We start from the raw sequence: 12,889 nt of genomic DNA, 5'->3' as shown, positions 1-12,889 counted from the left end.
CAGTGATCCTTCGCCCATCACCGTGGTAATATGATGATAGTGTTAAAACGATAATTAAGAATGAGAATATATGTTTGAGCCAAAAAGACGCGCTAGATTAAAGTGGGCATGCCGTAGAGGGATGTTGGAACTTGATGTGTTACTCATGCCTTTTGTTGATGAAGCCTTCGACTCGCTAGATTACGAACAACAAGAAATATTCGAACGCTTACTTACCAGCGACGACCCGGACTTGTTTGCATGGTTTATGGGCCATCAGCAATGTCAAGATCCAGAACTTGCTGGTATGGTGTCTACTATCGTTAATCGTGTCAAAGTACAGGGTTAAACTCACTTACTCGCCATGGCGACATGTAGTAGGAATGCTAATTCTTATTGCAGCTTTAGGTTTCAGTATTATAAATTTACCAGAAGCCGTATGGACTTGGATAAGTCCAAGTTGGCTTTGGTTGTGCGCGCTGATTTGCACGCCTATATGTGGGCTGATGTATATAGCGTTTTGCCGAAATGCATGGCGTAAATTAAGCAAACCGACAACAGCGCCATCTAACGATGTTTACACGCTTACAGACGATGGTTCATTGAGGGCGTTGATGGTATCGGGTGAAGAGATTTATTCGCCAGCGGTGAATCTTCATAAATCGTCATTATTGTTGCCATGGGGTCTAAACCTAAACGTGGAACGAACTGCGCGAAAATGGTACCAGCCGTATTACGAGCATGTACGCTGGGTATTAAAAGGTGAATGCTCTGAAGCAGATTATAGGCGGCTGTGCCGAGCAATAATCTTCGCTCAAGGAGCAGGCCAAACAAGGAATAACATTAATGTTTCGTGAGTATGCAAAAGCTTTGTTTAAACGTGTCGACACCCGACAGTTAATGCAATTCAAACCACCCACATTACCGCCTCGCATTTACACTAAGCAGATTAATATTGATAACAAGCACTACGGTGCCTTCTGTCAAGAAGTGGCGTGGCCAGATGCAGCAACCATGCATCCTTTGTATCTGCAAATGCTGTCTTTGCCCCTTCAAATGCAGTGTTTGCTTGATAAGAAAAGCCCGTTTCCTTTGCTAGGATTGATACATGCTGCCAATCGTGTAGAGGTACTAGAAGAATGCGATTTGAGCGAGACTTTTGAATGCCGAGTTCGATTCAGCGATGTTAGGCCGCACTCGCGTGGCTGGGAAGTTGATGTTTCCTTAGACGCTTTTCAACAAGGGCGCTGTGTTTACAAAGCAATCAGTAGCTATTTGGTGAAGGTAAAAGCGGTACACGTGGCGCCTAGAGCTTCGGTGCAAGATACCACTGAAACCTGTGTAGAAAGCCCTAGAAACCTGCTTGCAGAGTTCGATGTTACGGCGGATACCGGCCGACGTTACGCAAAAATTTCTGGCGACTATAACCCCATCCATTTATTTGGATTGAGTGCCAAAGCATTTGGTTTTAAACGGCCAATTGCCCATGGGATGTGGACACTTGCCCGCGCGTTATCATTTGTACCCGTATCGGAAGGTCAGCATATTTCAGATGTAGTTTGTCGTTTTAGGCGACCCGTAATGCTGCCTTGCAGCATTAATATCTATCAAATGTGTCGAGATGAAGACCGCTCCATTTTGGAGATTACGAGCAGTGATGATCAGCAAGTACATTTAGATGCAGAGGTATCGACGCTTTAAGTTGAGGTTGTTATTTCGATACTATATCAAAGTGGTTTTCATTAACGGGTAAGTCGACCTGTTTAGTTTGGTTTATTTAGACAATAACAAATCGAGCTCAACGTAAAGCGCAAGGTAAATAGAAAAGCCCACTTCCTAATATAGCGAATTGAATATGCTGTATTAGGAAGTGGGCTTTTTGTATTTCTATTGTAACGCCAAGTCACCTTGACGCTTTAAGGGACGGTGTTAACTCACCCCAAAAAGTTAAGAAATAAGTGTTCCCGGTACCGACGGCAAAGCATCTTTTTCGGGGCACAAAAAGGTGGGTTGAGGGTTTTCAAGTTGCCCAGGGTGGTCTAGATTGAAGTGTAGACCTCGACTTTCTTTTCGTTGCATAGCGCAGCGCACGATCAATTCAGCCACAGTAACTAAGTTTCTCAACTCGAGTAGGTTATTGCTAACTCTGAAATGCGCGTAGTATTCCGCAATTTCTTGTTCTAGTAAGTTTATTCGGCGCATGGCGCGCTCTAACCGTTTGTCGGTGCGAACAATGCCTACGTAATCCCACATAAATAGGCGTAGTTCATGCCAGTTATGCTGAATAATAACTTCTTCATCAGAGTCTGATACCTGACTTTCATCCCAAGGCAAAATGGTTTCTTCACAGGATGCTGAAGGTAACGTAGAGATAATATGCTCGGCGGCAGCACTGGCAAACACAACGCATTCTAACAGCGAGTTAGATGCCATGCGGTTTGCACCGTGCAAGCCGGTATAGGCGACTTCTCCTATCGCGTACACATTGGCTAAATCTGTTTTTCCATTAAAGTCAGTTACTACACCTCCGCAGCTATAATGGGCTGCAGGCACCACAGGGATAGGCTCGCGAGTAATATCTATGCCTAATGAGCGGCATTTACGATAGATATTTGGAAAGTGTTTAACAATAAAGTCAGCAGGCTTATGACTGATATCTAAATACATACAGTCAGCACCGAGGCGCTTCATTTCATAATCGATGGCCCGGGCCACAACATCCCTAGGTGCTAAATCACCTCGTTCGTCAAACTTGTGCATAAATCGGGTGCCATCGGCGTGACATAAATTCGCGCCTTCGCCTCGAAGGGCTTCTGTAATCAGAAAATTTCGGGCTTGCGGGTGGAATAAACACGTGGGGTGGAATTGATTAAATTCCATATTGGCAACTCGACAACCCGCTCGCCAGGCCATAGCAATACCATCACCGCTTGATACATCAGGGTTAGAAGTATATTGGTATACCTTGCTTCCACCGCCCGTCGCTAATGAGATAAAAGGCGCGCGAATAACTTCTACATGCTCTTGTTGGCGGTTCCATACATACGCACCGATAACCCGCTTTTTATCATCCTTCGAAGGAATAAGGTCGATAGCGTTGTAACGTTCAAAAACGTGAATGTTAGGGTGAGCAGAGACTGCATCGTTTAATGTTATTTGCAGCGCTTCACCGGTGGCATCGGCGGCGTGAAGAATGCGTCTGTGACTATGCCCACCTTCACGGGTAAGGTGGAAACGTTCTTCACCAGACTCCGTTGTCTCGGTATCAAAGGGCACACCGTAACCAATAAGCCAGCTTAGCGCTTCTTTTGCTCGTTCGGTAGTAAAGCGTACGGCAGGTTCATCGCATAGGTCGCCGCCCGCTTTTAACGTATCTTGCACATGAGCATCGATAGAATCTTGCTCATCGAACACCGCAGCAATGCCACCTTGGGCATAGCGGGTAGACCCTTCATTACGATCGCTCTTACTGAGCACAATAACCTGACAGTGGTCGGCAAGCCTAAGTGCAAGGCTAAGCCCGGCTGCGCCGCTACCTATAATCAGTACATCACATCGATGTTCAATAGAATTTGATGTGGAAGTTAGTGAAGATGACACTGATTTCATGTATTTTTGTATATATTAAACGAGCAAAGGTTCGGCAAGTCTAAAGGATGAGTAGCAAAACACAATGATCCAGATGGCTTTCCCTCAGCATTTTTAAATATTTTTAATGCTAATACAGAACTTTTTGTAACAGTACGCGTCTATATCAATGCTTGTTAGAGCTATTGGGTAGTTGAAGTAGGAGTAATGGCTCGAATGAGCGAGCAGATAACCGACCAACAATTGGTCGAAAAAGTACAGCGTGGCGATAAAAATGCATTTAACTTACTGGTAACTCGCTATCAGCACAAAGTTATGCATTTGGTATCGCGCTATGTAAAAAACAGCGGTGATGTGGCTGATGTTACCCAAGAAGCGTTTATTAAAGCTTATCGGGCATTACCAAACTTTCGTGGCGACAGTGCGTTTTACACTTGGTTGTACCGTATCGCGGTAAACAGTGCTAAAAACTATCTTGTTGCGCAAGGAAGGAAGCCACCCGCTAGTGATGTCGACGCAGACGAAGCAGACTTTTACGAAGGCAGTGATGCGCTTAAAGAGCAATCCACGCCAGAACGCAGTTTGTTAACGGATGAAATTGAAGAAACCTTATTTAAAGTGGTGGAAAAGTTACCTGATGACCTTCGCATGGCTATAACCCTTCGTGAAATAGAAGGGCTAAGTTATGAGGAAATTGCAAATGTGATGGCGTGCCCAGTGGGTACAGTTCGTTCACGAATTTTCCGAGCGCGAGAGGCTATCGATAAAGTGATTCAGCCATTGTTAGAAAATTAAATATAATGAAAATGAACTTTCATTATATTGAGCAGACTAACAGCTGTGTTAGGGTATTAATTGATCACAGTTGATCAGGAAATGAATTTATGACGCAACAGCAAGAAAATTTGTCCGCTTTCATGGATGGCGAAATAGATGGCGATGCAATCATTGATGCAATTAAGCAAGATGAAGAATTGCAGGCCAAATGGCAACGCTACCATGTAATTAGGGGCGCAATGCGCAAAGAGGCCAGTGTCGCACCGCAGTTAGATATTACTGCCAGTGTTGCCGCCGCGCTTGAAAATGAGCCTGCTATTGTCGCGCCAAAAGCTTCACGTTGGCGTTCAATTCCAGTACTCGGCAGCGTAGTTTCTGGCGGTGTAGTGCCTTTTGCAAAACAGTCAGGTCAGTTTGCCGTTGCTGCATCCGTTGCGGTAGCAGTGATTTTAGGTGTTCAGCACTTCAATCAACCTGCGCCTACTGAGCCTTTCATGACAGCACCTACGGCAGGGCCGCAGGGTGGTTTAGCGCCAGTTAGCTTAGAGCAAACCCGCGCATTGCCTCGCAATGACATGAACGAAGTATTAGAGAAAAAGCGTAAAATCAATGCACTTATTGCTGATCACGAGCAGCAGGTAAAATTGAAACAAGCGCAAGAATCTGAAACTGACGATGCCGAGGCGAGTGCAGATAACCGCCCGTAAGCAGTTCATACGACGCTTAATAAGAATATCGTTTAATGAAAATAGATTATCGTAATAACGTACCAGCGCTTTTAGTGCTGGTACGCGTGTTTTTAGCCAACGTAAAAGTAAGTATTCGCATTCGGGCCTTCATTAAAGCCATGCTCTATGCCGTCGTAGCGTCTTTGGGTTTATCGTTTAGCGTCGTAGCGCAAGAAAATGTATCTGCGCAAAATACATCTTCAGAGCGCGCTGATACGTTGCCTTCAACTTTGCCCTCAAGCGCAGATGCTTCACAGACTTCGCCCCAGACAGTACCTCAATTAGTACCTCAAGCTACTGATGTAGTTGTAGTGAATCCCCATCCTCAAACAACGTCAGATTGGCTTATGCAACTAAGTGAAGTGGTGAAAACCCAAAACTTTGAAGTTGCTTTTGTTCAAAGTCGAGCGGGCCGCGAAACCATTCCCTTTTTATGGCGTCATGGAGTGCTAGAGGATGGCACCAGTATGGAGCAACTCAATTTACAAAATGGGCCAGGCCGCGAGCAAATTCGTGTTAATGGTATTGTGAGTGTGTTTGAACCTGATGTATCGCCGTATAGTCTTCGTTCTGAGTTTATCAATGGGCCTATCCCCAGTGAACTGCTTCATCATCCTGATAGATTGAAAAGCGGTTATGAATTTGTCTCTGTGGGCAGAGCACGCGTTGCAGGTAGACCTGCTCAACAAATCCGTATCGTTAGCCGCGACAATAGTCGCTTCAGCTACCAGCTATGGTTAGATGAAGATTCAGGCATGGTACTGAAACTTAACATGCTTGATTTGCAGGGCGGATTGTTAGAGCAGATTCAAGTAACTTCACTTAAAATAACCGACGCCCCTGATGACTATTTCGCACGAATTAATCAGGAGTCTTTACCTAAGCCTATGGCATTAACGCAAAAGCAATCGCGCCAACCTAATTGGGAAGTTAAGTACTTGCCTAATGGTATGGAAGAAGTGCGTGGTGATACTCGTCGTCTTGCCTTAACGGGGCAAGTGGTAGAATACAAGATGTACAGTGATGGATTGGTCGATGTGTCTGTTTATGTACAACCAGCAAAAGATGCCCTTGGTGGTGATTTAGTGCTTAGAAATGATTTGAGTACTTTTTTAACCCTTACCGATGGAAACACGCAAGTGACCGTGGTGGGTGAAATACCACTGCAAACAGCAAATGCTATTGCTACCTCGCTTTCTCCTATGGCAGATAAATAATGATCACTGAAACCGCACGCGTGGTTGCTGTAGAGGGTGATCTTATTACCGTCGAGGCCGCCATTAAATCGACTTGTAGCAGTTGCCAAGCCCAAAGTGACTGTGGCACGGGGGCTATATCCAGAGCATTAGCGCCTAAAACTCAGCAGCTAACATTGCGTTCACCTATGCCGGTAACGATAGGGCAAGACGTAACGGTGGGTGTACCTGAAGAAGGGGTGTTAAGTGCCTCCGCGTGGCTGTATTTGCTACCCCTAACGGTTTTTATCGCGGTTTTTGCCTTTGGGAATGCCACGCTATCTTCCATTGGGCTTAGCCATGAATTGTGGGGGTTGCTACCCGCCGTCGCATTTACCTTTGTAACTTATAAAGCCATCGCATTTAAGCTTAAACGGCTTGATAAAGGTAAGTTTCAACCCGTACTATTGAATACTATTTAGCGTAATACTTGCGCGAATTCGGCAATATTATTACCAAAATGGCTACTTTGGCTTACACTATTCCAATCTTTGGCAATATAACCCACAAGCTTATTCGCTTTTGTGTAAAGAAATGGGTAAAATCCGCACGCGCTAGCTACAACACAAACAATAGCTACCATTCTTTTTTATATTAATGAATTTTTCTGCAGGTAATTTCCAGCATTATGCAACAATCGCACATTCGTAACTTCAGTATTATTGCTCACATCGATCACGGTAAATCGACTCTGTCTGACCGTCTCATTCAACATTGTGGCGGGCTAGCCGATCGTGAAATGGCCGAACAGGTTCTTGATTCAATGGACTTGGAGCGGGAGCGTGGAATTACTATTAAAGCACAAAGCGTAACGCTTAATTACACTGCTAAAGATGGTGAAGTCTACCAGCTGAATTTCATCGATACGCCTGGACACGTAGATTTTACTTACGAAGTGTCTCGCTCACTTGCTGCATGTGAAGGTGCATTGTTAGTGGTTGATGCAGGGCAGGGCGTGGAAGCGCAAACCCTAGCTAACTGCTATACCGCTATGGACATGGACATGGAAGTGGTACCTATTTTAAATAAGATAGATTTGCCACAGGCCGAACCAGAGCGCGTAGCCGAAGAAATTGAAGACATTGTTGGTATAGATGCCATTGACGCCGTTCGCTGCTCGGCAAAAACAGGTATTGGTATTGAAGATGTACTAGAAGTTATTGTAAATAAAATTCCCCCTCCGGGCGGGAACCGTGAAGAGCCGCTAAAAGCGCTTATCATTGATTCATGGTTCGACAACTACCAAGGGGTAGTGTCATTAGTTCGTATCGTAGAAGGCGAGCTTACTAAGAAAGATAAAATTCAAATCATGTCGAATGGCCAAACACACCAAGTTGATAAAATTGGTGTGTTTACCCCCAAAGCCCTAGATACAGGCGTGCTTCGCGCCGGTGAAGTAGGCTTTATTATTGCGGGTATTAAAGACATTCAAGGCGCACCGGTTGGCGATACTATTACCTTAGCGAGACAACCAGCGGTAGGCGCTTTGCCTGGCTTTAAGAAAGTTAAGCCGCAGGTTTACGCAGGTATTTTCCCAATTAGTTCTGACGATTACGAAGATTTTCGTGATGCGTTAGCTAAACTAAGCTTGAATGATGCTTCATTGTTTTATGAGCCAGAAAGTTCGCAAGCGCTAGGCTTTGGATTCCGTATTGGCTTCCTTGGTATGCTTCATATGGAAATCATTCAAGAGCGTTTAGAGCGCGAATACGATTTAGGTCTTATTACGACGGCACCCACGGTAATCTACGAAGTAGAAACCACCAAAGGCGAAATTTTAAGCTGTGATAACCCGTCTAAGCTACCCGCAGTTAACGACATTGCCGAAATTCGCGAACCATTGGTGGAAGCGAATATTCTTGTGCCGCAGGAATACTTAGGTAACGTCATTACCTTGTGTGTTGAAAAACGTGGAATGCAAACCGCAATGACGTATCACGGTAAGCAAGTGGCAGTAACCTATGAGCTGCCTATGGCTGAAGTGGTTCTGGATTTCTTCGACCGTTTGAAATCAACAAGCCGTGGGTTTGCTTCTCTTGATTATAACTTCAAGCGTTTCCAAGTCTCTGACATGGTACGTGTAGATATTATGATTAATGGCGAGCGCGTAGATGCGCTAGCCATGATCACTCACCGTGATAATTCTCAAGGCCGTGGGCGTGAATTGGTTGAGAAACTCCGTGAGCTTATTCCTCGCCAGATGTTTGATATCGCTATTCAAGCTGCTATTGGCAATCACATTATTGCGCGTAGTACGGTGAAACAATTACGTAAAAACGTTATCGCCAAGTGTTACGGTGGTGACGTAAGTCGTAAGAAAAAGCTGCTTCAAAAGCAAAAAGATGGAAAGAAAAGAATGAAACAGGTAGGTAATGTTGAATTACCGCAGGATGCATTCCTGGCAATTTTGAAGGTAGGTAAGTAATGGCCAATTACTTTTCGCTTATTTTAGTACTTCTAACGCTAACCACCGGGCTAGTTTGGCTGGTGGATAGCATGGTGTTTGCGCCAAAGCGAAAGGCGCGGTTACAGGAATCGGCAAAAGCGGAAGGGGTTAACTTTGCAGGTGAGCCACAGCTTCCTTACTTGGTTGATACTTCGCAGCAAATATTCCCGGTTATCGCTTTTGTGTTGGTATTGCGTTCGTTTATTTACGAACCATTTCAAATTCCATCAGGCTCGATGATGCCAACCTTGTTGGTGGGCGATTTTATTCTGGTTGAGAAGTTTTCTTATGGAATAAAAGACCCTGTATTTCGCAGTAAACTGGTTGAAACCGGCGTACCAGAGCGTGGCGATGTGGTGGTATTTAAATATCCTGAAGACACATCGGTAGATTACATCAAACGTGTTATCGGGTTACCTGGCGACACCGTGGTTTATCAAGATAAACAAGTTTATATCAAGTCTAAGTGCGAAGGTGCTGCGAAAAACTGCGGTAAGCTTACGGCTATGCCGCTAGATTTTGTCGGCCGTGACGAATTTGTGCAGGATATGGCTAAGCTTATGCGTTACACAGAAACGCTAGGTGATAATGAGCACGACATATTACGCCACCCAGTCAGAGAAATTTCTTCAAGTAACTTCTATACTCAGCCAGGTACACGCAGCAATGAATGGATTGTACCTGATGGTCATTATTTCGTTTTAGGCGATAATCGTGACAACAGCCGAGACAGCCGTTTTTGGGGCTTTGTACCAGACGAAAACTTAGTAGGTAAAGCCGTTGCCATTTGGATTTCATTTGAATTCGAACGCAGCCGCGACAGTGTTTTACCAACATGGATCCCAACGGGCGTTAGATTTGAACGCGTAGGTGGCATTAATTAATGCAGGGTATTGATAAATATATTCGCTTGAGTAAAGCGTTAGGGTACACATTTAATAATGAAGCCTTGCTAGAGCAAGCGCTGACCCACAGAAGTGCAGCAAAGCAGCACAATGAAAGATTAGAGTTTTTAGGTGATGCTATTTTAGGTATGGTCATAGGTGAAACCTTGTTTAAGCGTTTCCCCGATGTGCCTGAAGGTAAGCTTACCCGTATGCGGTCAACCTTAGTAAAAGGCGATACGTTGGCCGAATTGGCCCGTGAAGCGAGCATGGGTGAACTACTTCACCTTGGTCCTGGTGAACTTAAAAGTGGCGGTCATCGTCGCAGTTCAATATTGGCAGACGCAGTAGAAGCTGTGTTAGGCGCAATCTACTTGGACTCAGGGATGGATGAGGTCTGTAATGTTATATACCATTTATGGGAAAGCCGTATTGAAGCGTTAAATCCTAACGCGCACCCTAAAGACAGTAAAACCCGTCTTCAAGAGTACCTGCAAGGTCGTAAGCTACCATTACCGTCTTATGAAGTTATCTCTATCTCAGGGAAAGATCACGCTCAAATTTTTGAAGTGAGCTGCACAGTGACAACGTTAGATAAGCCCGTTTCGGCTTCTGGAAATAGCCGAAGAAAAGCCGAGCAGGAAGCAGCAAGACTTACCTTGGAGACACTCGATGACACAGCCAAATGATATAACCCGATGTGGCTTAGTCGCTATTGTAGGGCGCCCCAACGTAGGTAAATCAACACTACTTAATAGATTGCTCGGGCAAAAAGTAAGTATCACGTCGCGTAAACCACAAACGACCCGTCACCGCATTTTAGGTATCGACACTGAAGGCGATTATCAAGCCATCTACGTTGATACCCCAGGTCTTCATAGCGAAGAAAAAAGCGCCATGAATCGGTACATGAACCGGGCTGCTTCAAGTTCTCTTGCAGAAGTGGGTTTGGTGTTGTTTGTGATAGAAGGGACACGCTGGAACGACGACGATGAAATGGTCTTGTCTAAAGTGAAAGCCTCAGGCCTACCTTGCTACCTTATCGTCAATAAAATGGATAAAGTAGAAGACAAAGAAGCCTTTATGGTTCACCTTCAAGGTCTATCAGAAAAATATAAGTTCGAGCATATAATCCCCATTAGTGCTAAACAGGGCAAAATGGTGGATGACATCCGAGAGCTTGTGGCGAAGAGTTTGCCTGAAAGCGAGTTTTTCTTTCCAGAAGATTACATTACCGATCGCTCAAGTCGCTTTATGGCCGCTGAAATCATTCGCGAAAAGCTAATGCGCTTCACGGGGGACGAACTTCCTTACGCCACGACGGTAGAAATCGAACAGTTTAAGCTAGCTGAAAATGGTGTTTATCGTATCAGTGGTCTTATCCTTGTAGAGCGTGAAACGCAAAAGCGTATGATTATTGGCAAGGGTGGAAAGCACCTTAAAACCATTGGTGAACATGCCCGTAAAGATATGGAAAACTTGTTTGATAACAAAGTTTTCTTAGAAATGTGGGTTAAAGTGAAACAAGGTTGGGCTGACGATGAACGTGCTCTACGTTCGTTAGGTTATTCAGACGATAGTTAGCACTCAGCAATTATCTGTTTTGGGCTTAACGCAATAGTCGTTAGCCCAAAATATAATGTAAGAACGTGTAGCCCAAATCAAAAGCCCAAACGTATCAGCTAAAAAATCAGCTAGTATCCATTAGTTATAAAGCAATAAAAAGGGGTAGGTATGGCAATTTCTGATATGCGCAGACAGTATGCAAAAGGGAGTCTGCAAGATAAAGACTTAACGGCTAATCCTTTTTCATTATTTGACCGTTGGCTAAAAGATGCCATCAGCGCTGAAATTCCCGATCCTACTGCCATGACTGTGGCGACCGTTGATGCTGCAGGTCAGCCTTCACAGCGTATTGTGCTTTTAAAAGATGTAAGTGAAGCTGGGTTTGTCTTTTTTACTAATTTAGGCAGCCGCAAAGCACAAGAGCTTAGTCAAAACCCTAAGGTTTCATGTCATTTCCCTTGGTTTTTCATGGAACGACAAGTGAGAGTGTGTGGTGTAGTAGAAAAGCTTTCCTTTAAGGAAAACGCGACCTATTTCCTTTCTCGCCCCAAAGATAGCCAGTTAGCGGCTTATGCTTCTGAGCAAAGTAAACCTATTAGCAGCCGCGAGCTTTTGCATACTCAGTTTGCGCAAATGAAACAAAAGTTTGCGAATAAAACGCTGCCGGCACCAGACTTCTGGGGGGGCTTTCGTATTGTTCCTCACCAAATTGAATTCTGGCAAGGCGGCGAAGACAGGTTACATGACCGGTTTGAATACAACCGTGATGAAAGTGGCAACTGGAATACTCAGCGTTTAATGCCTTAAGGGGGATTAATCCGGGCATTCTTTAATGATTGATAGCCACTGCCATTTAGATTTGCCAGCATTTCAAGATGACTGGCAGGTAGTGGTAAACCGCGCGATCAGTGCTGGCGTAACACGTATTCTTATTCCTGGCACGCAAGTGTCGCAGTGGTCTACTCAACAAGCGATACAATCCTATTCAAACCAAAGTACGCACGCCATCTCAGTAGATGTCGCGTTTGGTCTGCATCCTTACTTCTTATCTACCAACGAAACTGATAATGCCACTGCCTTAACCGCCCTGCAGCGACTTTTATCTCAATCTAGCGTTCACATGATAGCATTAGGTGAAATCGGCTTAGATGGCCATATATCGATACCTATGCAGCTTCAACAAGAGGTATTTGAAGCACAGTTGCGATTAGCGAGTGAATATGCGCTTCCTGTTATTTTGCATCATCGAAAAAGCCATCATCTTATTTTTGAAAGTCTTAAAAAAACAGGATTTACAGAGGGCGGTGTTATTCATGCATTTTCTGGCAGTGTAGAGGTGGCTCAAGCGTATATCGATAAAGGTTTTTATATTGGCGTGGGGGGGACTATTACCTATGACAGAGCGAAGAAAACGAAAGAAACCATTGCTTACTTGCTTCAGCACCACGCAGACCGATTGCTACTAGAAACTGATTCGCCTGATATGCCAATGCAGGGCCGACAAGGGGCTCGAAACAGCCCTGAATACCTTGGCGATGTGTTAACAGCGCTGGATAAACTTGGGGAGTATAATGAACAAGCTTTAGACGCACTTACCACCCAAAATTATTTCACGCTTTTTCGTAACAGGGTGAAGAATAATTAAAAATAGGTGCGGCTTGCTGAATTGGGTTATTTAATATTTGT

At 44.5% G+C, this 12,889-nt stretch carries 14 protein-coding genes; 13 read left to right on the top strand and 1 reads right to left on the bottom strand.

Annotated features, from left to right (window positions below):
* Nucleotides 1-70 precede the first annotated feature (70 nt).
* Genes AV939_RS13210 through AV939_RS13200 form a run of 3 tightly spaced genes read left to right on the top strand, consistent with a single transcriptional unit; the run spans nucleotide 71 to nucleotide 1,680 of the window.
* Entirely contained in the window at nucleotides 71-328 is a 258-nt protein-coding gene (locus AV939_RS13210; RefSeq protein ID WP_013783338.1) for an FAD assembly factor SdhE, read from the top strand.
* Between the two features lie 34 nt (nucleotides 329-362).
* Nucleotides 363-836, top strand: coding sequence for a hypothetical protein (locus tag AV939_RS13205; RefSeq protein WP_057790676.1), 474 nt, complete (start codon nucleotides 363-365; stop codon nucleotides 834-836).
* Entirely contained in the window at nucleotides 826-1,680 is an 855-nt protein-coding gene (locus tag AV939_RS13200) for a MaoC family dehydratase (RefSeq protein ID WP_057790678.1), read from the top strand. Before AV939_RS13205 ends, AV939_RS13200 begins: the two co-directional genes overlap by 11 nt.
* A gap of 246 nt (nucleotides 1,681-1,926) precedes the next feature.
* Here the strand turns inward: AV939_RS13200 and nadB are convergent, their stop codons facing one another.
* Nucleotides 1,927-3,588, bottom strand: coding sequence for an L-aspartate oxidase (nadB, locus tag AV939_RS13195; RefSeq protein WP_057790680.1), 1,662 nt, complete (start codon nucleotides 3,586-3,588; stop codon nucleotides 1,927-1,929).
* 195 nt (nucleotides 3,589-3,783) lie between these two features.
* Between nadB and rpoE the strand changes: the two genes are divergently transcribed.
* The 10 genes from rpoE (at nucleotide 3,784) to AV939_RS13145 (ending at nucleotide 12,848) form a co-directional block, all read left to right on the top strand.
* Nucleotides 3,784-4,362 carry an RNA polymerase sigma factor RpoE gene (gene rpoE, locus AV939_RS13190; RefSeq protein WP_013783342.1) on the top strand — a complete coding sequence of 193 codons (579 nt, stop codon included), beginning with the start codon at nucleotides 3,784-3,786 and terminating at the stop codon, nucleotides 4,360-4,362.
* A gap of 89 nt (nucleotides 4,363-4,451) precedes the next feature.
* The gene (locus tag AV939_RS13185) at nucleotides 4,452-5,051 is read left to right on the top strand and encodes a sigma-E factor negative regulatory protein (protein WP_013783343.1); all 600 of its coding nucleotides are present in this window, start codon (nucleotides 4,452-4,454) and stop codon (nucleotides 5,049-5,051) included.
* A 35-nt stretch (nucleotides 5,052-5,086) separates the two neighbouring features.
* Entirely contained in the window at nucleotides 5,087-6,289 is a 1,203-nt protein-coding gene (locus AV939_RS13180; RefSeq protein ID WP_082604877.1) for a MucB/RseB C-terminal domain-containing protein, read from the top strand.
* Nucleotides 6,289-6,729 carry a SoxR reducing system RseC family protein gene (locus AV939_RS13175; protein ID WP_057790682.1) on the top strand — a complete coding sequence of 147 codons (441 nt, stop codon included), beginning with the start codon at nucleotides 6,289-6,291 and terminating at the stop codon, nucleotides 6,727-6,729. The genes AV939_RS13180 and AV939_RS13175 overlap by 1 nt, the downstream gene beginning before the upstream one ends.
* Nucleotides 6,730-6,935: 206 nt before the next feature.
* On the top strand, nucleotides 6,936-8,732 hold the full coding sequence (gene lepA, locus AV939_RS13170) for a translation elongation factor 4 (RefSeq protein ID WP_013783347.1): 1,797 nt from the start codon (nucleotides 6,936-6,938) through the stop codon (nucleotides 8,730-8,732).
* Nucleotides 8,732-9,637 (top strand): signal peptidase I, encoded by a 906-nt coding sequence (gene lepB / locus AV939_RS13165; RefSeq protein WP_057790684.1) that lies wholly within the window; start codon nucleotides 8,732-8,734, stop codon nucleotides 9,635-9,637. Before lepA ends, lepB begins: the two co-directional genes overlap by 1 nt.
* Nucleotides 9,637-10,326, top strand: a complete 690-nt coding sequence (gene rnc, locus AV939_RS13160; protein ID WP_057790686.1) for a ribonuclease III — start codon at nucleotides 9,637-9,639, stop codon at nucleotides 10,324-10,326. Before lepB ends, rnc begins: the two co-directional genes overlap by 1 nt.
* Nucleotides 10,310-11,221 carry a GTPase Era gene (gene era / locus AV939_RS13155; protein WP_057790688.1) on the top strand — a complete coding sequence of 304 codons (912 nt, stop codon included), beginning with the start codon at nucleotides 10,310-10,312 and terminating at the stop codon, nucleotides 11,219-11,221. Before rnc ends, era begins: the two co-directional genes overlap by 17 nt.
* A gap of 150 nt (nucleotides 11,222-11,371) precedes the next feature.
* Nucleotides 11,372-12,010, top strand: a complete 639-nt coding sequence (gene pdxH / locus AV939_RS13150; RefSeq protein ID WP_057790690.1) for a pyridoxamine 5'-phosphate oxidase — start codon at nucleotides 11,372-11,374, stop codon at nucleotides 12,008-12,010.
* Nucleotides 12,011-12,035: 25 nt separating this feature from the next.
* Nucleotides 12,036-12,848 carry a TatD family hydrolase gene (locus tag AV939_RS13145; RefSeq protein ID WP_057790692.1) on the top strand — a complete coding sequence of 271 codons (813 nt, stop codon included), beginning with the start codon at nucleotides 12,036-12,038 and terminating at the stop codon, nucleotides 12,846-12,848.
* Nucleotides 12,849-12,889 lie beyond the last annotated feature (41 nt).

Source organism: Alteromonas sp. Mac1 (genome assembly GCF_001562125.1).
Taxonomy (GTDB): domain Bacteria; phylum Pseudomonadota; class Gammaproteobacteria; order Enterobacterales; family Alteromonadaceae; genus Alteromonas; species Alteromonas stellipolaris.
Note: the sequence above shows the minus strand (reverse complement) of the source record. Positions and strands in the feature narration are given on the sequence as shown.